This window comes from Acinetobacter lwoffii (assembly GCF_019048525.1).
GTDB lineage: Bacteria > Pseudomonadota > Gammaproteobacteria > Pseudomonadales > Moraxellaceae > Acinetobacter > Acinetobacter lwoffii_K.
Genome location: NZ_CP077369.1, coordinates 1,060,169 through 1,082,267, shown reverse-complemented (window position 1 = coordinate 1,082,267; position 22,099 = coordinate 1,060,169). Strand labels below are relative to the sequence as shown.

The 22,099-nt window shown below is 44.2% G+C and carries 23 protein-coding genes and 2 tRNA genes; 11 read left to right on the top strand and 14 right to left on the bottom strand.

Annotation, left to right across the window (positions count from 1 at the left end; translation table 11 throughout):
• Positions 1-48: 48 nt before the first annotated feature.
• Positions 49-1,203 (bottom strand): sensor histidine kinase, encoded by a 1,155-nt coding sequence (locus I6L24_RS05040; RefSeq protein ID WP_005245810.1) that lies wholly within the window; start codon positions 1,201-1,203, stop codon positions 49-51.
• Here I6L24_RS05040 and argH point away from each other — a divergent pair.
• Both argH and I6L24_RS05030 read left to right on the top strand, forming a co-directional pair.
• Positions 1,194-2,624, top strand: a complete 1,431-nt coding sequence (gene argH, locus I6L24_RS05035; protein WP_171501402.1) for an argininosuccinate lyase — start codon at positions 1,194-1,196, stop codon at positions 2,622-2,624. The two genes, I6L24_RS05040 and argH, sit on opposite strands and share 10 nt — an antisense overlap.
• A 15-nt stretch (positions 2,625-2,639) precedes the next feature.
• Positions 2,640-2,909 (top strand): oxidative damage protection protein, encoded by a 270-nt coding sequence (locus I6L24_RS05030; protein WP_004278636.1) that lies wholly within the window; start codon positions 2,640-2,642, stop codon positions 2,907-2,909.
• A gap of 344 nt (positions 2,910-3,253) precedes the next feature.
• On the opposite strand, the gene I6L24_RS05025 is transcribed toward I6L24_RS05030, so the two are convergent.
• The 4 genes from I6L24_RS05025 to uvrC all read right to left on the bottom strand — a co-directional run bounded on the left by I6L24_RS05025 (position 3,254) and on the right by uvrC (position 6,975).
• Complete coding sequence (locus tag I6L24_RS05025) at positions 3,254-3,529, bottom strand: hypothetical protein (RefSeq protein ID WP_086044206.1); 276 nt, start codon at positions 3,527-3,529, stop codon at positions 3,254-3,256.
• A gap of 41 nt (positions 3,530-3,570) precedes the next feature.
• Entirely contained in the window at positions 3,571-4,158 is a 588-nt protein-coding gene (gene pgsA, locus I6L24_RS05020; protein WP_016806864.1) for a CDP-diacylglycerol--glycerol-3-phosphate 3-phosphatidyltransferase, read from the bottom strand.
• A gap of 107 nt (positions 4,159-4,265) precedes the next feature.
• Positions 4,266-5,060: a thioesterase family protein gene (locus I6L24_RS05015; protein WP_086044207.1), complete on the bottom strand. Its 795-nt coding sequence runs from the start codon at positions 5,058-5,060 to the stop codon at positions 4,266-4,268.
• A gap of 115 nt (positions 5,061-5,175) precedes the next feature.
• Positions 5,176-6,975: an excinuclease ABC subunit UvrC gene (uvrC, locus tag I6L24_RS05010; RefSeq protein WP_005250444.1), complete on the bottom strand. Its 1,800-nt coding sequence runs from the start codon at positions 6,973-6,975 to the stop codon at positions 5,176-5,178.
• A gap of 225 nt (positions 6,976-7,200) precedes the next feature.
• Between uvrC and I6L24_RS05005 the strand changes: the two genes are divergently transcribed.
• Positions 7,201-8,262: an AAA family ATPase gene (locus I6L24_RS05005; protein ID WP_005250442.1), complete on the top strand. Its 1,062-nt coding sequence runs from the start codon at positions 7,201-7,203 to the stop codon at positions 8,260-8,262.
• Between the two features lie 17 nt (positions 8,263-8,279).
• Here I6L24_RS05005 and I6L24_RS05000 read toward each other — a convergent pair whose 3' ends face one another.
• Positions 8,280-8,693, bottom strand: coding sequence for a PH domain-containing protein (locus tag I6L24_RS05000; protein ID WP_005250440.1), 414 nt, complete (start codon positions 8,691-8,693; stop codon positions 8,280-8,282).
• 586 nt (positions 8,694-9,279) lie between these two features.
• Here I6L24_RS05000 and fadB point away from each other — a divergent pair.
• The 5 genes from fadB to I6L24_RS04975 all read left to right on the top strand — a co-directional run bounded on the left by fadB (position 9,280) and on the right by I6L24_RS04975 (position 15,128).
• Positions 9,280-11,430, top strand: a complete 2,151-nt coding sequence (fadB, locus tag I6L24_RS04995; RefSeq protein WP_005250438.1) for a fatty acid oxidation complex subunit alpha FadB — start codon at positions 9,280-9,282, stop codon at positions 11,428-11,430.
• A 12-nt stretch (positions 11,431-11,442) separates the two neighbouring features.
• On the top strand, positions 11,443-12,615 hold the full coding sequence (gene fadA / locus I6L24_RS04990) for an acetyl-CoA C-acyltransferase FadA (protein ID WP_004729264.1): 1,173 nt from the start codon (positions 11,443-11,445) through the stop codon (positions 12,613-12,615).
• Between the two features lie 146 nt (positions 12,616-12,761).
• The gene (locus tag I6L24_RS04985; protein WP_004729261.1) at positions 12,762-13,487 is read left to right on the top strand and encodes a hypothetical protein; all 726 of its coding nucleotides are present in this window, start codon (positions 12,762-12,764) and stop codon (positions 13,485-13,487) included.
• A gap of 5 nt (positions 13,488-13,492) precedes the next feature.
• On the top strand, positions 13,493-14,596 hold the full coding sequence (locus I6L24_RS04980) for an XRE family transcriptional regulator (RefSeq protein WP_004729258.1): 1,104 nt from the start codon (positions 13,493-13,495) through the stop codon (positions 14,594-14,596).
• A gap of 151 nt (positions 14,597-14,747) precedes the next feature.
• Positions 14,748-15,128, top strand: coding sequence for a hypothetical protein (locus tag I6L24_RS04975; RefSeq protein ID WP_216986485.1), 381 nt, complete (start codon positions 14,748-14,750; stop codon positions 15,126-15,128).
• A gap of 98 nt (positions 15,129-15,226) precedes the next feature.
• On the opposite strand, the gene tehB is transcribed toward I6L24_RS04975, so the two are convergent.
• The 8 genes from tehB to I6L24_RS04935 form a co-directional block, all read right to left on the bottom strand.
• Positions 15,227-16,093, bottom strand: a complete 867-nt coding sequence (gene tehB / locus I6L24_RS04970; RefSeq protein WP_086044208.1) for an SAM-dependent methyltransferase TehB — start codon at positions 16,091-16,093, stop codon at positions 15,227-15,229.
• A 215-nt stretch (positions 16,094-16,308) separates the two neighbouring features.
• Entirely contained in the window at positions 16,309-16,581 is a 273-nt protein-coding gene (locus I6L24_RS04965) for a hypothetical protein (protein WP_004278649.1), read from the bottom strand.
• A 109-nt stretch (positions 16,582-16,690) separates the two neighbouring features.
• Positions 16,691-17,440, bottom strand: coding sequence for a hypothetical protein (locus tag I6L24_RS04960; protein WP_005108098.1), 750 nt, complete (start codon positions 17,438-17,440; stop codon positions 16,691-16,693).
• 174 nt (positions 17,441-17,614) lie between these two features.
• Positions 17,615-18,118, bottom strand: a complete 504-nt coding sequence (locus I6L24_RS04955; RefSeq protein ID WP_086044209.1) for a hypothetical protein — start codon at positions 18,116-18,118, stop codon at positions 17,615-17,617.
• A gap of 237 nt (positions 18,119-18,355) precedes the next feature.
• On the bottom strand, positions 18,356-18,877 hold the full coding sequence (locus tag I6L24_RS04950) for a hypothetical protein (protein WP_005250420.1): 522 nt from the start codon (positions 18,875-18,877) through the stop codon (positions 18,356-18,358).
• 275 nt (positions 18,878-19,152) lie between these two features.
• Positions 19,153-19,228, bottom strand: a tRNA-Phe gene (locus I6L24_RS04945).
• 137 nt (positions 19,229-19,365) lie between these two features.
• Positions 19,366-19,441 (bottom strand) — tRNA-Phe (locus I6L24_RS04940).
• A 203-nt stretch (positions 19,442-19,644) separates the two neighbouring features.
• The gene (locus I6L24_RS04935; RefSeq protein WP_004278652.1) at positions 19,645-20,022 is read right to left on the bottom strand and encodes a GNAT family N-acetyltransferase; all 378 of its coding nucleotides are present in this window, start codon (positions 20,020-20,022) and stop codon (positions 19,645-19,647) included.
• A 96-nt stretch (positions 20,023-20,118) separates the two neighbouring features.
• On the opposite strand from I6L24_RS04935, the gene hisB reads away from it, so the two are divergent.
• From hisB to I6L24_RS04920, 3 genes are all read left to right on the top strand, one after another.
• The gene (gene hisB / locus I6L24_RS04930; RefSeq protein ID WP_005250418.1) at positions 20,119-20,712 is read left to right on the top strand and encodes an imidazoleglycerol-phosphate dehydratase HisB; all 594 of its coding nucleotides are present in this window, start codon (positions 20,119-20,121) and stop codon (positions 20,710-20,712) included.
• Positions 20,712-21,329, top strand: coding sequence for an imidazole glycerol phosphate synthase subunit HisH (gene hisH / locus I6L24_RS04925; protein ID WP_086044210.1), 618 nt, complete (start codon positions 20,712-20,714; stop codon positions 21,327-21,329). Before hisB ends, hisH begins: the two co-directional genes overlap by 1 nt.
• 160 nt (positions 21,330-21,489) lie before the next feature.
• Positions 21,490-22,023: a DUF805 domain-containing protein gene (locus tag I6L24_RS04920; RefSeq protein WP_005173134.1), complete on the top strand. Its 534-nt coding sequence runs from the start codon at positions 21,490-21,492 to the stop codon at positions 22,021-22,023.
• Positions 22,024-22,099: the final 76 nt, after the last annotated feature.

Sequence of the window (22,099 nt, the reverse complement as noted above, 5' to 3'; positions counted from 1 at the left end):
CATCATCAGATGAATGATAAAGCTAACTGCGATTTCTTTGATTTATTTTTATTTATATTGATATCGCACTACCGTCGTAAACATCCCTTCGCCGGCAAAGGTTTGAAAAGTCACACTGGGTCCATAATAAGCTTGCAGACGCTGTCTGACATTTTCTATTGCAATACCATGTCCCTTTTTTAAAGTTTTATTATCCTGTGCATAAGGGTTCGTTATGATGATATTAATTTGATTTTGCAATATTTCAACCAATATGCTTATGGTACTCTTTGTAAGAATTTTTTCAACTCCATGGAAAATACTATTTTCTAGCAAGGGTTGTAAAGTTAATAATGGAATTTGAACTTGTGAGTATAAGTCTTTGTTTTCTAACTTCCATTCGACCTGCAAACGCTCACCTAGACGGATCTGCTCAATCTCCAGATAGCGCTGGCACAGATCAATTTCCTCCTGCAGGCTGACCAGTTTTAATTCCTGAAAACTGGCACGAAATAACCGTGACAAATTCAGCAGCATGTGCTCGGCTTTATCCGGATTGATACTGATCAGGCTGATCACACTGTTCATGCTGTTAAACAAAAAATGCGGCTGAATCCGTGCCTGCATGGCCTGAATCCTAGCATTCAACTCACTATGCTGCTGCTGCTCCCATTGCTCACGCAAATAAAGATAGCGAAAACAGAAAGTTCCCAGCAAAATTCCCAGACTTAAATGGAGTCCGACCCGATCCAGCGCAATCGCCAGGTTTAAATCCTGAAAATTAAAATTCTGTCCAAAATATATCAAGATATTCAGGTTCACCGTAGTGAGCAGTACAATTGCCTGTAACAGCAGAAATCCAGAAATCAAAGCCAGTTTGATTCCCATACGTTGAAAGGCTTGATGGAACAGCTCGACCAGTGCTGCAAAACATAACAGTACCCAGTTGATATACAGGATATATTGCAGCAGGTGCATTCCATTCAAAGCCTGCCAGGATTGCGCTTCTGCAAGCGCCAGAATCATGGCCAGAATATTGCCGCCAGCAAACAGTTCCAGCAAATAGCGTAGATTGCCGATCTGGCTAAAAAAATAGGAATTTTGCGTCTGTTCGTTTATCGATGTAAAAGATTGAGCAGATGTGACTTCGGCAATGGGCTTTGAATTTGTTATACTCTTTTTCGTTCTACTGCTTTTAATCTGATTGAGCCGACATGACCACATCTTCTAATTCCTCTAATCCATCACACGCCCAGACTTCGGGTATGTGGGGCGGTCGTTTCTCTGAAGCGACTGATGCTTTTGTTGCTGAATTTACAGCATCTGTTCAATTTGACCAACGTTTTTATAAACAAGATATTGCAGGCTCGATTGCCCATGCAACCATGCTGGCAAAAGTGGGCGTACTGACCACGCAAGAACGCGATGACATTATTGAAGGTCTGACAGCGATTCAAGCCGATATTGAAGCAGGCAACTTTGAATGGCGCATTGATTTAGAAGATGTCCACATGAACATTGAGTCACGCCTGACTCAACGTATCGGCATTACTGGCAAGAAACTGCATACCGGTCGTAGCCGTAATGACCAGGTGGCTACAGATATCCGTCTTTATGTACGCGATGAAATCGATAGCATCCTGGAATTACTGAAAAAATTACAAAAAGGTATTTTAAGCTTAGCGGCTAAAAACACCGATACCATCATGCCAGGCTTCACCCACTTGCAAACCGCTCAGCCAGTGACTTTTGGTCATCATCTAATGGCTTGGTTTGAAATGCTGGTACGCGATTCAGAACGTCTGATTGATTGCCGTAAGCGTGTCAACCGTATGCCGCTTGGTTCTGCTGCACTTGCAGGTACTACTTATCCAATCGACCGTGCTTATACTGCTGAACTGCTAGGTTTTGAAGCTGTTGCTGAAAACTCGCTGGATGCAGTATCGGATCGTGACTTTGCGATTGAATTTAATGCCGCTGCATCTTTAATTATGATGCATTTATCACGTATGTCTGAAGAACTGATTCTATGGACATCTGCACAGTTCAAATTCGTGAATATTCCAGATCGCTTCTGTACTGGCTCTTCAATCATGCCGCAGAAGAAAAATCCGGATGTGCCTGAACTGGTACGTGGTAAAACCGGCCGTGTCTATGGCGATTTGATGAGCCTGCTGACTTTAATGAAAGGCCAGCCTCTAGCCTATAACAAAGACAATCAGGAAGATAAAGAGCCATTGTTCGATGCGATCGATACAGTTCGTGGTTCACTCATGGCATTTGCTGACATGATTCCTGCACTGGTTCCAAACATTGCTGAAATGCGCGAAGCAGCACTGCGTGGTTTCTCAACTGCGACTGACCTAGCTGATTACCTGGTGAAAAACGGCGTTGCATTCCGTGATGCGCACGAGATTGTAGGTAAGGCGGTTGCACTCGGTGTACAAGAATCTAAAGACCTGTCTGAATTGACACTCGAACAACTGCAACAGTTCTCTGACCTGATTCAAGCAGACGTATTTGAAAAAGCCCTAACTCTTGAAGCTTCGGTGAATGCCCGTAATCACATTGGTGGCACCGCGCCTGCTCAAGTGAAAGCAGCCATTGAGCGTGCACATGCGCGTTTGGAACAACTTTACGCATAATTTTGGAGTATGGATATGTCTCGACAAGTTTTTTGCCGTAAGTATCAGGCGGACATGGAAGGTTTAGACTTTGCTCCATTCCCGGGGCCAAAGGGTCAGGAATTGTTTGACACCGTGTCTAAACAGGCTTGGCAAGAATGGCTAAAACACCAGACTACGCTAATTAATGAAAAGCGTTTGAACGTGTTTGAAGCAGATGCGAAAAAGTTTCTTGAAGAACAGCGTGAAAAGTTCTTTAACAATGATGCATCCCTAGAAAAAGCCGAAGGGCTGAAGCCTGAGTAAAAAAGAAAGCACTGCTTTTCTTTTTTACGTAAGACAAGGACGAAGTCCGCGTAGACTTTAATCTAAAAGAATCTCCAACTTTGGAGATTCTTTTTTATGTGTTGTTCTAAACATTACTCAAGACCAGCTAAGCACGTAGTTTTGAATGTAAAGAGCTCCCCATACAGAAGCTTTTCACATTAAAGCCCTACTTTTCTTTTGTTACACGAGACAAAGATAAAGTCCGCGTAGGCATAAATCTATCCCCTATCTCAAGGGATTTTTTGACTAATTCTAACAAATCTTACTAACTCACACTTAGAGCACAAAAACAGATTTTTACTTATTCTATTTCGTTTATCTAGTCAGCCACTATCCTGCTGAAAAACATTCAGATTTGTATCAAAATAATAGATTGTAAAAGTAATATACAGAGTAATCACAAAACACAACATTCTGCTACAAGAAGCCACATGATTAAAAAAAACTGTCTCTCTATAATGATCCCTAAGAAGATGAGATATCTTTGAATAACTATAATAATAAGCAACAAATACCCCGATTTCATCCCAGTTCTTCCCCCAAAGGCTGGGTATTTTTTTGCCTGCAATTTGCCGATTGGCTTGATAATTTAAGCGCATAAAAAAAGCCCCCTTTCAAGGAGCTTCTCTTTTCATTTCGATTAAGGCTGTTTCAGATATGGCCAAGCCGCTTTCAGATAAATGAACATCGACCATAAGGTGAGTACCACTGCGGTGTATAGCAAGGCATAGGCCAGCATTTCCAGCGGTGGCCAATTTAACAGAAATACGGTGATGGCGATCATCTGGAAAGCAGTTTTGTATTTCCCCACCGTTGAAACCGCAACATTGGTCCGTGCACCCAACTCTGCCATCCACTCACGTAAGGCTGACACAGTAATTTCACGCGAAATAATCACAATCGCAGCAAAAGCCATCGACATGGAAGGCTGCCATTGCACCAGCACAATCAGTGCAGCTGCGACCATCAATTTATCTGCAACTGGGTCGAGAAAACGTCCAAAAGCAGAAGTCTGGTTTAATGTACGTGCCAGATAGCCATCAAACCAGTCCGTTACTGCAGCCACCACAAAAATCGTGGTCAAAATAATATGCCGCGTCATGTCGGGGTTATGGGCATCAAAGCCCATTGCAGGTGGCCAGTAAGCCACCAATAAAAATACCGGAATAAGAGCGATACGCGCCAAGGTCAAGATATTTGGAATATTCAGGATACGACCTGTAGTCATAGACACCGCCAATTTTTCCCCTCATGTACGATGAAAATGCACACTTTTTTAGAGGTTTGATCCATCATTAATAGGCTTCACTTTATACGAATTGACTTGCAGTGTCACTAGGCAAACACCGTCACTGTTTGTCTTGCCATCGCAATCAGGCGATTTTCGGCATCCCAGAGATAGGCATGCTCCGTCGCATAACCATCCGCAGCATAGTCGGTAAATACTTTATATTTAAACCAATCATGCAATTGATGTTGAACCGGATGCACATAGGTCACTGTCCAGGTCAGACTACTCGCAGGCGCCATGTTTTTAAACATCGGCAACACCCCAGGTGGCCAGATATCAAAAATAGCCATCAAGTCTGCGACCAGAAATTCACGGTTGTGATGCTTTTCAGGATGAAACCGGCACCAGCCACCAAAGTCCGGACGAGGACTGGCACTACAAGGTAGATTGACATCCGCCCAGGCTACTTCGAAATGGTCATAACAGTCTGGCATACCATAGCCAACAGGAATCTGAAACAGCTGCTCTGGCGCAGCATAGTCGGGTGCCTGAACTTGTTGCTTTACCTGAATCTCTGAATCACGGGAAATACCAAAACTGGCAATCAGAATACTTTGCACCGCGTCGTCCTGCCATAAGCGCACTTCAATCGTGGTCACCGACTTGCCCTGCCGCAGGATTTCGGCACTCAGTCGTACTTTGGCTTGCTGAATCGGGCCGACAAAGGTCACACTGCAACTCAGCAAATGCTTGGCCGGATCATTGATGTGAGTGACGGCTTTTTGCATCATCATCGCGGCAGCCAGACCACCATACAGAGTACGACCCTGTAACCATCCCTGTGGAAACTCTACCCATTCCTGTTCGGCAATTTGTGCATAAAGTGCATGCAAAGACATGTTGATCCCTCAGTAAGTCTTGATGCTCAGTATATTCGGCAAAATTCTTCAGGTTGTGAATGTCACGTGACCCAAGCGTCAATGCGCACTTTGGCCCTTGCATTTAAGCCACGCGTCATTCATGCAGCACTTTATAAATCATCCGGGCCATGACTGAACCCAGTCCCGGTACCAGTTGCAGATCTCTTTCTGAGGCTTTCAGTACGCCCTGAATCCCGCCAAAATGGGTCAGCAAATCCCGACGGCGTTTTGGTCCGAGCCCCGGAATAACTTCCAGCACTGATGAACCTCGTTTCTTGTCACGTTTAGCACGATGCTTGGTAATCGCAAAGCGGTGTGCTTCATCACGTACCTGCTGAATCAGATGCAGCGCCTTATGATCCTCCGGTAATTGAATTTTACTGCCATCGGTAAAGTGCAGGGTTTCCAGACCGGGCTTACGTCCCTCACCTTTGGACACACCGACCATAAAGGCCTCTAAGCCTAGTTCCTGCATGACTTCCATCGCCATATGCAATTGCCCCTTGCCACCATCAATCAGCAGCAAGTCCGGTAACAGGGCTTTCTTATAACGACGGGTCAGCGCCTGACGCATGGCGGCATAGTCATCACCTGCCTGAATATCATGAATGGAAAACTGGCGATAGTCGCGCTTGCGCGCGCCCCCACTATCAAAGACCACACAGGAGGCCACGGTATCTTCACCCATAGTATGCGAAATATCGAAACACTCAATCCGATCTACAGGACGGCCGACCACCTGCTCCAACTGATGAAAACGCTCATTTAATTCTATATGATTGGCCAGCTTGCCCTGAATCGCGTGCTGTACATTCATCTGCGCCAGTTCCAGCCATTCGGCGCGGGTTTCGCGGACTTTGGACTTGATCTGGATTTTCTTGCCAAAATGCTGCGACAGTGCCGCTTCCAGTTCTTTACGGTCAGCCACTTCCAGATTGACAATCAGTTCAGCCGGGATTTCATCGGCTACCTGAAAATAAAAATTGGCAATAAAATCGGCCAGCATCTGCCCTAGGTCATCACTAAGCATATCCGGGAAATAACTTTTTCCACCTAGCATTTTACCATTGCGCACATGCATGATCTGCACACAGGTCACCCCGGCCTGATAGGCAATCGACAGGATATCGGCTTCGCCTTTGAGCTTATAGATCGCCTGCTGCGACTGTACGTCTCTTAACAATGCCATCCGGTCACGATAGAACACTGCTTTTTCAAATTCCAGCGCTTCAGCGGCCGCTTCCATTTTTGCGATCAGTTCCTGATTCAGCTCCTTGGTATCGCCCTGCAAAAATCGGATCGAGTTATCGACATCTGCCTTATAGTCTTCCGGAGAAATAAATCCGACACAGGGCGCAGAGCAGCGTTTGATCTGGTATTGCAGACATGGCCGGGTCCGGTTGGCAAAAAAACTGTTTTCACAGGAACGCACATTGAACAGTTTTTGTAGCACCACCAGAGTATCCCGGGCGGTATACGCACTCGGATAAGGTCCAAAAAACTTGCCCACCTGGTGCTTGCCCTTGCCGCGCCCACTGGCTAAACGCGGATAGGGTTTATCTGCCGAAACAAAAATATAGACATAAGATTTGTCATCACGCAGCATGATGTTATAGGGCGGATGATGCAGCTTGATCAGGTTCTGTTCCAGCAACAAGGCTTCAGTTTCAGAACGTACCACCAGGGTCTGGATATCATAAATCCGTGCCACCAAGGCCTGGGTTTTGGGATGATCCAGCGTTTTGACAAAATAGCTGGAGACCCGGTTTTTCAGGTTTTTGGCTTTACCCACATACAATAATTCACCGTCTTTGCCATACATCCGGTAGACCCCGGGCAGGCTGGTCATATTCGCCAGGATTTTTTCAATATGGGGGCGTGCGTTTTCGTTCACCTAAAGCCTATTTTTCACCTACAATCTGCAGATATATGTGATGATTGTTGCGTCATTTTCAAGCAAAAACACAAAATTCCCCTGAAGCTGCCACTTAATCTTAAAGTTCCTGTCGGGTTATCCCCCCAATCTATAATCCTCACGACATAAACTGATTGTTAAAAGCTATAAGTTTCAACCTTTAACTTTGTTATGCTCAAAAAGTCTAGTTTTGAGATGATTCGCATGACCCTGCAGCAATCGGGCATTCATATTGTTCAACCCTCCACCTCCACCCATCACCCGTCTGAACGTGCTCGCCTGATTGGTAAACCGCGTTTTCATTTCGAGCCGAGTAAGGTAATGCAACTGCTACGTGAACGGATTATTGGGCAGGATGCAGCCCTGAATGAAATTGAAAAAATGTTGCATGTGGTCAAGGCAGATTTTTCCAGTCCGGATCGCCCTTTGTCGGTTACCTTGATGCTGGGCCCTACTGGCGTCGGTAAAACAGAAACCGTGCGTCTGATTGCCGATGCGATCTATGGCCGCCCGGATGCCTTTTGCCGGATTGATATGAATACTCTGGCACAGGAACATTATGCGGCGGCTTTGACCGGCGCACCGCCCGGTTATGTGGGATCAAAGGAAGGTCACAGCCTGTTTGATGAAACTGCGATTGCCGGCAGTCATACCCGTCCCGGCATCATGCTGTTTGATGAGCTGGAAAAAGCCAGTAACGAAGTGATTCGCGGCTTGATGAACGTGCTGGATACTGGCCGGCTGACCTTGAAAGCGGGCACTAAAACTATCGATTTTCGCAACTGCATGATCTTTATGACCAGCAATGTCGGGGCACAGGCGGCGCAGCAATATCTGGACAAACTCAGCTATCTGCCTGAGAAAATGCAGGCACTGTGTCTGAAGCGCGTTCCCACCCAGCGCATCATTGAAAAAGTCATGCAGCGTAAATTCGACCCTGAATTTCTGAACCGGATTGACCGCAGCCTGCATTATCAGGCGGTACAGCATGATGCCCTGCCACGTCTGGTCGAAATTGAACTGGATAAACTGAACAAGCACTTGCAACATCAGCAACGCAGCGTGCATTTAAGCGCTTCAGCCAAAGCCTATTTCTATCAGGACCATGATATTCGTTACGGCGCCCGACATTTGGGCCGCAAGATGCGTACCGAACTGGAGCCGATTCTGGCGCTGTATTTTTTAAACCAGCCTGAGCAGTTCAGTCTGCATCTGGACTGTGTCGATGGACAGCTGGTGGTTCTGCCTGAGCAAGCAAAAGCTTAACTAAGGCAGACTCGATATCAGTTTTTATTCGGCTGAAGCACCTGTATAAAAGCAGTTTGATCTTTGGGTGAAACCAATATAAATTTCTGCACGCCGCCTTCCGTATAGTCAATCCGCAGACGCTTTAAGGATAAGGCTGGCGCAATGATAGAGTGGTCTGTGGGCTGAATGGATTGGATTTCACTTAACGGAATCTTCCAGCTTAACCACAGGCTTTTTATGGTCAACACCCCATTGTCTACCACATAGCGCGTACTCCAGAGCGGCCACCATAGAATAAGAATGGTCAGGATATAAACCGCAGTGTGCAGCGGATATTGCTGCATGGTCCCTTTGGCCTGCATGGTTAGCAGCAGTTGCAGCAGCAGGCCACTCATACAAATCACAAAAGCCAGCAGCCACCAGTCTTTTTTAGAACGAAATACGTGCATCGATATCCCCCATATCTAAGTGCAAGATCATCATAAACAATTCCATAGCAGATGACAGGGATTCAACCCGGCAGGATGGAAATTATTTTAAATCACACATCGACAGGATCGTTCCCATTTTCGATCTCATCAGAAAAGTTCAGTAACTCAAATGATCTAATACACTGTTATTTGTGCTGATTAAATACTATCAGCAAAGACCTGAAAGCCCTGCGCTCAGCATACTTCGAGGCTAAAAATGGCAAGTTCAAGGATAGAAATTGACTGAATTGACAAAACTCCGCTAGAAATACACCTTGAAAATCAGTCACCCTGCTCCATATCTATCAGGCTGATTGATAAAAAATAATGAATTGAAACAGAATCTTTGGTTCATCGGGCTATAAGAAACTGAAAGGAAAAATTATAACCGGTCGGATCAAGCCGGCAGAAATTGATGACCATTGCGTCACGGCTTGATACAACTTGTTATGTTCTTTTTGGATATAGTTATCGTAAGATTAGCGAAGTCAAAAAGTGCGCGGGACATGCGCACTTGCTTCACAACATCAACTTAGAAGTCCTCCAAAATAAAGGAGATCAGGGCATGATCCACGCTGGCAATGCCATTACCGTCCAAATGCTTGAGGACGGGATTGCAGAATTCCGCTTTGACTTACAAGGTGAGTCCGTTAACAAATTCAACCGTGCAACGATTGAAGATTTCAAGGCTGCTATCGAAGCCGTCTCCCATGCCGATATTCAAGGTCTGATTGTGACTTCAGGCAAATCTACATTTATTGTAGGTGCTGATATCACTGAATTCGGCGACAACTTTGCTCAGGGTGAACAAGCGATTGTTGACTGGGCAATGCCAGTACATGAAATTTTTAACAGCTTCGAAGACCTCGACATTCCTAAAGTGGCCGCCATTAATGGCATGGCACTCGGTGGCGGTTTCGAAATGTGCCTGGTGTGTGACTACCGTGTCATGTCAGAGCAGGCGCAAGTGGGCCTGCCTGAAATCAAGCTGGGGATCTTCCCGGGCTTCGGTGGTACAGTACGTTTAAGCCGTCTGATCGGTATCGACAACGCGGTAGAATGGATGGCAATGGCCAATCCTAAAAAGCCTGCTGCCGCACTGAAAGACGGCGCAGTCGATGCTGTCGTTCATGCTGACAAGCTACAAGATGCTGCACTTGATCTGGTAAAACAGGCGATTCATGGCCGTTTAGACTGGAAAACCAAGCGTCAGGAAAAACTCGATCCAGTTAAACTCAGCCCGATCGAACAGATGATGGCGTTTAACTCATCGAAAGGCATGGTTCTGGCAAAAGCTAATCCGGCTCAATACCCTGCGCCAAAATTATTACTTGATTCATTACAAGCCGGTGCGAGCCTGCATCGTGATGACGCGCTGAAAGCGGAAGCTGAAGGCTTTGCCAAAGCAGCGGTAACACCACAAGCAGGTGCCTTGATCGGTTTGTTCCTGAATGACCAGATCGTGAAAAAAACCTCGAAGCGCTATGAAAAAGGTGCGCATCCAGTGAACCAGGCGGCTGTTCTCGGCGCAGGTATCATGGGTGGTGGTATTGCTTACCAGGCGGCAAGCAAAGGCACACCGATCATCATGAAAGACATCGGTAACCCGCAACTTGCTTTGGGCATGAAAGAAGCCAACGGTTTACTGACCAAACAAGTTGAACGTAAGAAGATGAAGCCTGCTCAAATGGGTGAAACTCTTGCTCGCATCCGTCCAACTTTAAGCTATGACGAGTTTAAAGAAGTGGACATCGTGATCGAAGCCGTGACTGAAAATCCAAAAGTCAAAGGCATCGTACTGAAAGAAACTGAAGCGAAAGTTCGTGAAAACACGATCATTGCATCTAATACTTCTACGATTTCAATCACGCGTCTGGCTGAAAATCTGGAACGTCCTGAAAACTTCGTGGGCATGCACTTCTTTAACCCGGTACACATGATGCCACTGGTTGAAGTGATTCGTGGTGCGAAGACTTCTGATGAAGCGATTGCAACAACTGTGGTGCTTGCTCAGAAAATGGGTAAAACACCAATCGTGGTGAATGACTGCCCGGGCTTCCTGGTGAACCGCGTATTGTTCCCTTACTTCGGTGCATTTGACCTGTTGCTTAAAGATGGTGCTGACTTCCAGCAAATCGATAAAGTCATGGAAAAATTCGGCTGGCCAATGGGCCCTGCTTACCTGATGGACGTTGTCGGGATCGACACTGGCGTACACGGTGCAGAAGTGATGGCTGAAGGCTTCCCGGATCGTATGAAACCTGATTTCAAAGGTTCGATTCAGGTGATGTACGAAAACAACCGTCTGGGTCAAAAGAACGACGTTGGTTTCTACAAGTATGAACTTGACCGTAAAGGCAAAAAAGCCAAAGTAGTTGATCCAACTGCGTATGAGCTTGTGGCCTCTGTTGCAACTGCGGAAAAACGTGAATTTGACGCTCAGGAAATCATTGACCGCATGATGCTGGCTTTCTGTAACGAAACGGTTCGTTGCCTGGAAGACAACATTGTAGCCACTGCTGCTGAAGCAGATATGGCGATGATCATGGGTGTTGGTTTCCCTCCATTCCGTGGTGGTCCATGCCGTTACATCGATCAAACCGGTGTAGCTGAGTATGTTGCGCTTTGCAATAAGTATGCGCACCTTGGTAAAGCTTATGAAGCGCCAGAAATGTTGCGCGAAATGGCTGCTAACAACAAAAAATTCTACGGTTAAGGAGCAACGTGAATGGCTACTTTAAATCCACGTGACGTTGTCATCGTTGATGGCGTACGTTCAGCAATGGGTAAAACCAAAAACGGTATGTTCCGCAATGTACGTGCCGACTCGATGTCTGCTGAGCTTGTCCGTGCCCTATTGGTACGTAACGAATTCGACCCGCATGAAGTTGAAGACGTAATCTGGGGCTGTGTGAACCAAACCCTAGAACAAGGTATGAACATTGCCCGTAATATCGCATTACTGGCAGACCTGCCGAAAACTGTTGCAGGTCAAACGGTGAACCGTCTTTGTGGCTCGTCTATGCAGGCGATTCACACTGCGGCTGCGCAAATTGCGACGAACCAAGGTGATATCTTCATCATCGGTGGTGTTGAGCACATGGGCCATGTGGGCATGATGCACGGCATCGACCTGAACCCTGAAGCGTCTAAGCATTATGCTAAAGCGTCGAACATGATGGGTCTGACTGCTGAAATGCTGGGTCGTATGAACGGCATTAGTCGTGAAGAACAGGATGCGTTCGGTGTGGAATCACATCGCCGTGCCTGGGCTGCGACTGAAAACGGTCTGTTCCAGAACGAGATCGTTGGCATTGAAGGTCATAATGCAGATGGCTACAAAATCCTGTGTGATATCGATGAAGTGATCCGTCCGGATGCGAACCTTGAATCGTTCAAATCTTTGCGTCCAGTCTTCGATCCGAAAGGCGGTACAGTAACTGCAGCGACTTCTTCAGCATTGTCTGATGGTGCTTCTGCAATGTTGCTAATGTCTGCTGAACGTGCTCAAGCTTTAGGTCTTAAGCCACGTGCTGTAATTCGCTCTATGGCGGTTGCAGGCTGTGATGCGGCGATCATGGGTTATGGTCCGGTTCCAGCAACGCAAAAAGCGTTGAAACGTGCTGGCCTGTCAATTGCTGATATTCAGACTTTTGAATTGAACGAAGCATTTGCTGCACAAGGTCTGTCTGTTCTTAAAGGCTTAGGCATTTATGACAAGCAAGACATCGTGAACCATAACGGTGGCGCGATTGCATTGGGTCACCCATTGGGTTGTTCTGGTGCGCGTATCACAACAACATTGTTGAACGTAATGGAGCAACAAGATACGCAAATTGGTCTTGCGACGATGTGTATTGGCCTTGGTCAAGGTATTGCAACAGTGATCGAACGTGTTTAATGCTTAATTAAATACCGAGATCAAAAGAAACCCCGCTTATTGCGGGGTTTTTTGTAAGCAAAAGATTCAAACAATTGATTTAAATATATTAATGCCTACCTTCATGTTATAAAAATGATATTAAACAAAAATATGAGGGTTAAAATTTGTCAAATCGTGAACTTTTTTCTCAAGAAGAGCAAGAAAATTTCAATACACAATTCTTTGAAAATGATCAGGCACATGAAAAAGCAAATGAGCTTGGATTTTTTGATTGCAACTTGCTATTTAATGCTTTGGAAATTATCGATAATGCTTTTGAATTAAAAGATGAAAATAATGATATGAAGTTTGTGTCACGTTCTGGTGACTTCAAACAGGCTATCGGGCTGGCGTTAAAAAGGTCCCTTAATACAAATTGGCAATTCAAAAATATAGATGGTCAAAGATGTTTAGTTTCAGACGAAGAAAAGAAAATTATTCTTTTTGCTTCTGCTAATCATGCACTAGGATATAGTGACTCACAACTAACTACTGCCTCCCCTAAAGGAATAAAGACTAAAGATAAAGTTCATAAGAATTATGGCTCTTATACTGATAAAGACTTATTTAAAACTTGGATATGTTTTTATCCCTCAAGAAAAGACATTCGCTACCTTCAAGATGATAGATCTCAAATAAAAATAGAATTAGCCTTTCCAACATCTTATACAATTGTGAAAGAGTCAGGAAAAGATAAATTTTTAGTTAAAAATTATTTAATTAGACTCATACTAAACAATCAAAATCCTAATAATGATTTTAATCCAAAGTTAAGAAAACCTAGTCCTGATCTCACTACATCTAGTACAATCACTGAAGAGGATTTACCTATTAACTTGAAAGCCGGCTAGAGGAAATGCAAGTAATTGATCGAACTAGATTAAAGGTTGCGAAGGATTTGCGACGCTTGTCCAATAAAGATTTTGCTAATCTTTTAGGTTGCTCTGAGCCTAAAATTCGTAAAATTTTAACAGATGGAAAATATCCTATTAGTTGTGAAGATTTTCAGCAAATAACTGAAAAATTGGGTTTGCCTGCTAGCTTTTTTTTAGCGGACGATAATCTCGAATTAGTCAATTCGTCCGACATTTTTTATAGGTCAGCAGCTAGAATTAAGGCTGAATATAGAAATGCAAATGAAGCCTATATTCTGTTAGCAAAAAAAATTAACCTTTACTTTGAGAGTAAATTAACTCTTCCTAAATTTAGTTTCCCTGATCTTGAAATTTTTGAATCTAATCACCCAGACTATCCATCAAGTGTTGCAAATAATTTAAGAGGTTTTTGGGGATTAGGCATCCAACCCGTTAATAATATTATTGCGCTACTTGAGCTAAAGGGTTTTCGCGTCTTTCGCCTACCTTTTGATATAAAACAAATGGATGCACTTTCTTTTTTTGATGAACAAAGTGGCAATCCTTTTATATTCTTAAATGATTTTAAATCATTTGAAAGACAACGCTTTGACGCTGCTCATGAACTTGGTCATATGATTCTGCACAAAGATGATAATGCCGAATACAATCGAACAAAAGAAAGTGAAGCAGATCAATTCGCTTCAGAATTTCTGATGCCTTATGAAGGCTTTACCAGTAATTTACCAAAAAATTTAAGTATTCAATCTATGATTGAGTATAAAAAATATTGGCGTGTCTCACTTAAAGCTGTGAATTATCGTTGCCATAAATTAGATTTGATTTCTGATTGGATTTATAAAAACAACTCAATTCGTATAAATTCTTTTGGATATCATTTGAATGAACCTGATCCAACTTATGGTGATCAATCTCTGTTTTACTCAAAAATTTTAAAAACTTTAGCCACTCAAGATGGTTTTAGTATTTCTAAAATGCTAGATGGAATCGGCATTTCTCGTTCAGATTTCAATGATCTAACATTTTATTCAATAGATAAATTTGAAGAATCTAAACCTAGACCTAAACTTTATGTCGTTAGTTAAAGCTCTTCGGAGCTTTTTTTATTTAAATTAAAATGTTATCTATTTGTAAAATTGGTTTATTTTTCAGTCACTTAAATCTTGATTATGAATCACTTAAATTTTATAAGCGTATGATCAAGCCTCTTTTTCCTATTTCCTTAAAAGGGTTTATATGAACATGCTTAAAACAATGATCGCAACTGCAATCGTAGCGACTTCTGCATCTGCAATGGCAACTGAAGCTCAAGTTACACCAGCAATTGTTGTAACTAAAACAACCCAAACTGTTGCCAAAGAAGCTGCTGCACCTGCACAAGCGAAAGTTGAAGCTGCTCAAGCGACTGTTGCTGCAACTCAACAAGCGGCTGAAACTAAAGCTAAAGCAGTAAAAGCAGAAGCGACAACTCAAGTAGAAACGGCTCAAGCTACAGCAGAACAACACGTTGAAGCTGCGAAAACTGAAGCAGTAGAAACCAAAGACGCTACTGCTGAAAAAGCAGAAGTAAAAGCCGAGAAAAAAGGCTGGTTCTCTTGGTTTAAAAAAGCGGCTTAAGCTTTTTAAAAGCATAAAAAAAGATGTCAGCCTGACATCTTTTTTTTGTTTTATGTAGTCTCATTTAAGCTCAAGAATTTAAAAAAATCCTCAATCTTCTATTCAACCTTCTGCGCCAGCATGGTGGCAAAGTGCTGTTTAATCCGCTGACCCTGCTCATCGACACGATACAGCTCACCGACATTTTCATTATATTTCACAATATGCCAGCCCTCATAATACCCTCGCAACTCCCCCGGCTGAAAAGCAAATGGAAAATCGACTTGTGCCGGAATATCTGGCGTATCCATGGCACAGACAATCAGGTTATAGCCACCTGGCACGGTCGCCTGCTGCATCTGTGCAATAAGCGGTGGAATGGTTTTCGCCTCAAGAAACATCATCACCACGGTACAGTAGATAAAGTCATATTGGCCTGCAATGTTGGTATCCGTGTTAAGGTCGCGGCGCTGTACTTGCACATGATCAATCTGCTCAGTCTGCACGATCTGTCTTAAAGTCTGCAAACTGTTTTCGTTGACATCCCAGGCATCGACATTAAAGCCGTTCTGGCTCAAATAAAGCGCATTACGCCCTGTACCGCAGCCGACGTCCAGCGCACGGCCACCTTTTAAATAGGGCATCGCTGCCAGCACTTCAGAATGGGTAGGATTTAACTGATATTTCTTGATAAAGTAATCCTCAGGCTGGCAGTAAAAACGTAACTGACATTCGACATCTTCACTGGCAGAGACAATTTTGTGCCAGGCCTCAGGCTCAATAAATGGCGGTTGCTGCTCTGGTGTAAACACATGCTCGGATTGCACTGCACCAGATTCTTCCAGCATGGCAAAACGCAGCTCACCTTTTAATACTGTCAGTTTCGCCCAGGTGCCGGCTTTAGTATTGTGCTGATTCTTAAAGCCCTGGGGAATACTCTGCTGGTTCCAGACTGGAAGTTCCTTATAACATCTCAACTGTTGCATAATTTTTGCCCTCCATATCATCCATGCTCCGCCTGCCATTCTTTTGGCAGCAGTAATTAATTCAGCATAGCCTGTTCAAATCGGAATTGGAATCAGCGCCTGTTCGCGCTGTGCCGATGCAACAGCAAGATCAATACCAGTTTTCTATCAAAATAAAAAAGCTGCCTCTCTTGAAACAGCTCGGTTGTATATCAATCAGGAATTTGATGACTTGATTAATGCAGCAGTTCCGACTTTAGCCAGTTGATGTATTTATCCTGATCCATAAAATCCGGTGCGCTCCCCAGATCCAGACTGAAATACTGCTGATTGAACTGAATCACAATCTGTTCGGTATAGTGCCAGTCCTCGATCAGCGTGAAATATTGATCCAAGAACAACCGGTTCTTGTCCCCGTTATTCATCCTTTGTAATTTTGGACATGTTTTATTTGCGACAAACTCACCGTACACCTGCTGAATATCAGCAAAAACCTGAATTGTTTGCATGACTCACCTGCTTAAATGTTATGTCGTGATCTGTGCGACCCTTTCAATTTAGCAAGCGAGTTTGAACAGCAGATGACAGTCCTATGGCAATCCTGTCATCTCAGTCAGGCTACAACTTGTTTTCAACCTCTTTCTGGTTAGCGCTCGCCACTCGTTCCGTCTGTTTATTCAGGTGCAGCATTTCTTTATACAGCGCATTAAACTCTTGCACGGCTTTATCGTCATAGAACATAAAGGTGTTATTTTTCTTTTGCCATTTATGCTTTTTCAGTACTGCAAATAAGGCATCAGCCTTGGCCAGCGTCTGTTTTTCAATTTCAAAAATGACATGTGCATTACTATTTTGCTGACTGTCTTTCAGGGTCAGGCTCAGTTGCTGGCGATAACGGTTCTTAATATCCAGTTGCTGTGCCTTGTCGATCAGCTCGGCATCGCGCTGCTGGATTTTCTGCTGATAGCTATTCACAATTTGATGGACTTGCTTGAGCATGGCTTCAGTTTCTTTATAGCCTTGTGCCTGATCCTTAGCCAAGCGGTCGATATTCAGAAAATTCTGCCAGTTGGCGGCTTTTAAGTCGCGTAGATACTGATTACGTTCCTCGGCACTGTCGCGCAATTGCCCCAGCATAAATTCAGCCATGATGGCATAGTCACCATCCAGACGGTCATCCTCAAGTTCAATCTGAATCGGTTTAGACCAGTCCTGTGCCTGCTGCGCAATACTCTCGGTTTTTTCTTCAAGCACAGTTTCATATTCGAGCAGCTCGGCCTGATGTTTTTGCTGAACTGAATTCTGATAAAACAGCCCAATAAAAATTGCCAGTGTCACAGCGGCTACAATCATAAAAACACGCGGCATGCACATGCTCCCCTGCTGCAGGTTATGTATAGATTTCCTTTTTATCAATATGCTTATTTTTTAAGCATAAATCAATTCTTCTATACAAAACCCCTATGCAAAGGCACGGACTGTTCCAAAAGGAAATCAGATCGAAATCCTGTTTTAAGCTCGCGCTGAATCGTTTGACTTTATCTAGCAACCGTTCGCCGAACACCATTCATTCAGCAGCGTCCGGTCAATATTATTCAGGTTGAACTGTTCTCGGGCAGCCTGAACTGATGTTGCATCACGGTTAATGCCAAATGGCACCAGCATCAGATAAATCCCATCACGTGGGTCAGCAGAGCGCAAACCATCTGCGATGGCCTGTACATACTGTTGCAGCCCCGGTGGCAGGCTATCCAGTCGTGCCGGATTGCTGCTCAGTAGAATGTCGAGATCACCCGCGAAATCAGCATTGACCGAGTAGTCCTGCAATTCACGTTCAATCTTCATCATTCGCATCTTTAACGCCTTTTTCTGGCTGGATTGTTCTTGCAGCGGCAGCATGAATTCCGTTTCTTCACGCAATTCACGATCTGCCATCACGGTCAGTGTCGGTAAAGTGACTGACTCTGGGGCGGCATGCGCATTGACCAGATGCAGCAAAGAAAACAGGCTTATTAATACAAGGAAAGTTGTGCTAAGGGGACGCATAAGGAAAACCTCCGCATCATCATTTCAGGGGGAGAGACCTTATTGTTCCTTAAACTTGTGTAAATATGATCAGCATTACTGTGAGGATTGATACACGGTCATGTCAGCCTGATTACTGGCGCATATTTCGAGCTGGTTTTAAGCGGGCGATTAGAAATTAATGCTCCTTTTACCGTAAATTCAAGCAATAAAAAATCCCCGACTGGCGGGGATGGATAGGTAGTATTGAACAGTATTTCAGGGCTGCCTCGGTAATTGCATAACAGGCGGTAAATTCAGGTGATTTTCAAGCAGGTCGATATTCACCCTGTCCAGATTGATCTGGATCTTCATATTGCGATCTGGCTGCATGCTATTACTCCGATCAATGCCAAAATTCTCCAGAATGGTATACAGCCCCTGGGTTGGATCACTGGATTGCAGTCCTTGGGCAATGGTCAGCACATACCGCTGTAGTGCCGGTGACAGTGAATCTAAATCAGGTGCTTTTATGGGCTGGATCTCGAGGTTTGCCACCATCTCGGGATTAACCATGAAATTCTCTGCATCCCGGGTTCCACGAATCACCTGATGCTGTAAGGCGCGCAGATTCTTTTCTTCCTGTACAAAAGGCACATAGCCGGTTTCATTACTCATTTCAGGTTCAGCCATCACGGTCATAGTGGGCAGAGTCACAACCGCTTGCTCGTCCTCGGCTTGTGCTCCGATGCTGTAAACACCGAGCATGAGTCCGAATATAGACATTTTCATGATATTCATTGATCTGCCTTTCCCCTATTATTGATGGCCCAAATACTGCAACTGATGATGATCCAGTCAATTTCCAATATTCTTATCTACTAGATTACATTGATTACTTGGATAACTCATGCTTGCTCAGATGAATGGCAACTCATGTGAATCATCCCGGAAATAGCAGAGCACAGACTCATCGCCTGAACACCAGATAGTGAGGCAAAACCACTGTTTTCAGCTGAATGACAAAGTGACAGGCGAAAAAAAACCTCAAACACTGTTTGAGGTTTTTTCGAATATGGTGGCGAGACCCAGGATCGAACTGGGGACACACGGATTTTCAATCCGTTGCTCTACCTACTGAGCTATCACGCCGATGCGGTGTATTAAGCCGTATCTGGCCTCATTAGTCAATCAAAATTATGAAAAAAATATTTGAGTGGCTGATTTTTGGCCTAAAAAAAATCCCTGATGGGATCAGGGATTGAAAACTTTGAAATCGTTTTTAAATATGGTGGCGAGACCCAGGATCGAACTGGGGACACACGGATTTTCAATCCGTTGCTCTACCTACTGAGCTATCACGCCGATGTCGCGTATTAAACAGTTTCGGCTTGAAATCGTCAAGAGCAGAGAGAATAATTTTCGTTAAATGTTTACTTTTCCATCAACTCGCGTCAATTTGAGTCAAAAATCGAACAGTGTTTACCAAAGACCTCAGCAATAAAACAGATTTAAGCGCTTATTTACATAAAAAAGCAGCCTAATGGCTGCTTATGGTTGATCGATTTTCAGATTTTTTCTAGATTGGCCAGACAACGATGAATGGCCCCACAGCCCGGCACAAAGTTTTTCACGCCTTTTTCTTCTTCCATGCGGCAAACTTCGCTCACCAGCCTTTCTGCAACGCCACGACCACGGTTGGCCGGATGTACGACGATATTTTCCAGAATCCGGCTTTCACCCTGTCCGGTGCACCAGATTGCCCCAATAATTTTGCTATTAAATTCTGCGCTATAAACTGAGGTATACTGTGCAAGGTTTTGCTCTAGTTGTTCCATGGCATCTGCCCCGTCACTAAATTCAGGGCTCGTGTCATACAGTCGCTCAAGCTGGCTGCGCACTTCGTCATTTTCTAAAGAAGTATAAGCATGTACGGTGATAGGCATTGATAAACCCTCCTGAGCAATCTAATATGCGGTGACTTCGTCACGGCGAAAATATTTTCTACATCAATCATTTTGACGTATTTGAGGAACGTGTCTATGACAGATCGTATCAGTGAAGTGGTAAGAAATACCAACGAAACCAAAATTCGAGTTCGTTTGAATCTCGACGGTACTGGTCAAGGCACCTTAAACACGGGTATTCCCTTTTTAGATCATATGATTGATCAAATCAAGCGTCATGGCCGGTTTGATATTGATATTCATTGTGATGGCGACTTGGAAATCGATGACCATCATACTGTGGAAGACTGCGGTATTACGCTGGGTCAGGCTTTCGCGCAAGCACTAGGTGATAAAAAAGGCCTGAAACGCTATGGTCATTTCTATGCGCCACTCGATGAGTCTTTAAGCCGTGTCGTGGTGGATCTGTCTGGCCGTCCGGGTCTGTTTATGGATATTCCATTTACCCGTGCCATGATCGGCCGTTTTGATGTGGATTTATTCTCTGAATTTTTCCAGGGCTTTGTGAACCATTCCTTGATGACGGTACATATCGACAACCTGAAAGGCAAAAACAGCCATCACCAGATCGAAAGCGTATTTAAAGCATTTGCGCGTGCGCTGCGTATGGCCTGTGAAGTGGATCCACGTGCTGCCAATACGGTAGCTTCAACCAAAGGTACACTGTAATGACCCGTATTGCCCTTCTTGATTATGGCATGGGAAATTTGCACTCTGCGGCAAAAGCGTTAGAACATGTCGGTGCCACAGTGGATGTCACCAATGATCCAAAACTGATTGCTCAGGCAGACAAGATTGTCTTTCCGGGTGTAGGTGCCATGCGTGACTGCATGCAAGGCATGCACGAAGCCGGCATTGATGAAGTGGTACGCAATGCCGTGTTTAACAAGCCGGTACTGGCTATTTGTGTCGGTATGCAAGCCTTGATGCAACATTCTGAAGAGAATGGTGGTACCGATGCACTGGGTATTTTCGAAGGTGCGGTTAAGCATTTTCCGGAAATGGCGGGCTTAAAAGTGCCGCATATGGGCTGGAACCAGGTGCATCAGGCTGATCCAGAGCATCCGATGTGGAACAATATCGAACAGGATGCACGTTTCTACTTTGTACATAGCTACTATGTAGAGCCACAAGATTCAGACTTGGTGGCAGCTACTTGTACCTATGGCATCGAGTTTTGTACTGCAATTCATAAAGAAAACCTGTTTGCCACTCAGTTCCATCCGGAAAAGAGCCATACCGCCGGTTTACAGTTATTGAAAAACTTTGTGGACTGGAAAATCTGATTTTCCTTTCGCCTAAAAAGCTCGCAGATTGCGGGCTTTTTTATTCATTTAGATTAGTTCACTGCTAGTGATTCTGACTATTTTTTAGTCATTAAAATTGTTATAATGTTGAAGTAACTCATTATATTTAAAAATAATTAAACTCAGGGGAAATACAATAATGAATCCACACTATCCAAGCAATGAATCAGCTTTAAGCCCAAATGGTCGTTTTGGCCGCTTGTCTTATCTCGGCTGGAACATGCTAATGACCTTTTCGCTCCTGATCATCATTGGGATCATTGCAGCTTTTTCACCTGGCCTATTTATGGATAGCTCTGCCTTGGCAGGCTCATCCATGGTTGCAACTGTTCTCATCGGACTCGCTTACTTGGTCATGCTTTATTTTAGTTTTGTTTTTACTATTCGCCGTCTACATGACCGCAATCATACTGGATGGTTATCGCTGCTGATCTTGGTTCCGCTACTCAATCTGATTTTTATCCTTTATCTGATTTTTGCCAAAGGTGATGACAGAAGCAATCAATACGGCCCGCGACGTACCACCAAAGCTTGGGAAAAGGTGTTGGGATTGATTTATGTACTTATTTTTCCAATCGGTATTTTAGCCGCGATTGCAATCCCAGCTTATCAAGACTATGTGACGCGTGCTCAACAGGCGCAGATGGAACAGAGTAGCTATCACACTGATTAATCCTGTTTAAATTTTGCATAAAGCTCATTCTTTATAGGCTTTATTTTTGCCTAGCGCTAGGAAAATGATTAAGCTG

Excerpts from the sequence above, each read along its gene's own strand:
- I6L24_RS04980 (WP_004729258.1), top strand. The coding sequence starts at position 13,493 with ATGCAAGTAATTGATCGAACTAGATTAAAGGTTGCGAAGGATTTGCGA.
- I6L24_RS04935 (WP_004278652.1), bottom strand. The coding sequence starts at position 20,022 with ATGCCTATCACCGTACATGCTTATACTTCTTTAGAAAATGACGAAGTG.
- I6L24_RS05000 (WP_005250440.1), bottom strand. The coding sequence starts at position 8,693 with ATGCACGTATTTCGTTCTAAAAAAGACTGGTGGCTGCTGGCTTTTGTG.
- I6L24_RS04950 (WP_005250420.1), bottom strand. The coding sequence starts at position 18,877 with ATGAATATCATGAAAATGTCTATATTCGGACTCATGCTCGGTGTTTAC.
- fadA (WP_004729264.1), top strand. The coding sequence starts at position 11,443 with ATGGCTACTTTAAATCCACGTGACGTTGTCATCGTTGATGGCGTACGT.
- I6L24_RS05030 (WP_004278636.1), top strand. The coding sequence starts at position 2,640 with ATGTCTCGACAAGTTTTTTGCCGTAAGTATCAGGCGGACATGGAAGGT.
- tehB (WP_086044208.1), bottom strand. The coding sequence starts at position 16,093 with ATGCAACAGTTGAGATGTTATAAGGAACTTCCAGTCTGGAACCAGCAG.
- I6L24_RS04920 (WP_005173134.1), top strand. The coding sequence starts at position 21,490 with ATGAATCCACACTATCCAAGCAATGAATCAGCTTTAAGCCCAAATGGT.
- hisH (WP_086044210.1), top strand. The coding sequence starts at position 20,712 with ATGACCCGTATTGCCCTTCTTGATTATGGCATGGGAAATTTGCACTCT.
- hisB (WP_005250418.1), top strand. The coding sequence starts at position 20,119 with ATGACAGATCGTATCAGTGAAGTGGTAAGAAATACCAACGAAACCAAA.
- I6L24_RS05005 (WP_005250442.1), top strand. The coding sequence starts at position 7,201 with ATGACCCTGCAGCAATCGGGCATTCATATTGTTCAACCCTCCACCTCC.
- argH (WP_171501402.1), top strand. The coding sequence starts at position 1,194 with ATGACCACATCTTCTAATTCCTCTAATCCATCACACGCCCAGACTTCG.
- I6L24_RS05025 (WP_086044206.1), bottom strand. The coding sequence starts at position 3,529 with ATGCGCTTAAATTATCAAGCCAATCGGCAAATTGCAGGCAAAAAAATA.
- I6L24_RS05015 (WP_086044207.1), bottom strand. The coding sequence starts at position 5,060 with ATGTCTTTGCATGCACTTTATGCACAAATTGCCGAACAGGAATGGGTA.
- fadB (WP_005250438.1), top strand. The coding sequence starts at position 9,280 with ATGATCCACGCTGGCAATGCCATTACCGTCCAAATGCTTGAGGACGGG.
- I6L24_RS04965 (WP_004278649.1), bottom strand. The coding sequence starts at position 16,581 with ATGCAAACAATTCAGGTTTTTGCTGATATTCAGCAGGTGTACGGTGAG.
- I6L24_RS04975 (WP_216986485.1), top strand. The coding sequence starts at position 14,748 with ATGAACATGCTTAAAACAATGATCGCAACTGCAATCGTAGCGACTTCT.
- I6L24_RS04960 (WP_005108098.1), bottom strand. The coding sequence starts at position 17,440 with ATGCCGCGTGTTTTTATGATTGTAGCCGCTGTGACACTGGCAATTTTT.
- I6L24_RS05040 (WP_005245810.1), bottom strand. The coding sequence starts at position 1,203 with ATGTGGTCATGTCGGCTCAATCAGATTAAAAGCAGTAGAACGAAAAAG.
- I6L24_RS04955 (WP_086044209.1), bottom strand. The coding sequence starts at position 18,118 with ATGCGTCCCCTTAGCACAACTTTCCTTGTATTAATAAGCCTGTTTTCT.
- pgsA (WP_016806864.1), bottom strand. The coding sequence starts at position 4,158 with ATGACTACAGGTCGTATCCTGAATATTCCAAATATCTTGACCTTGGCG.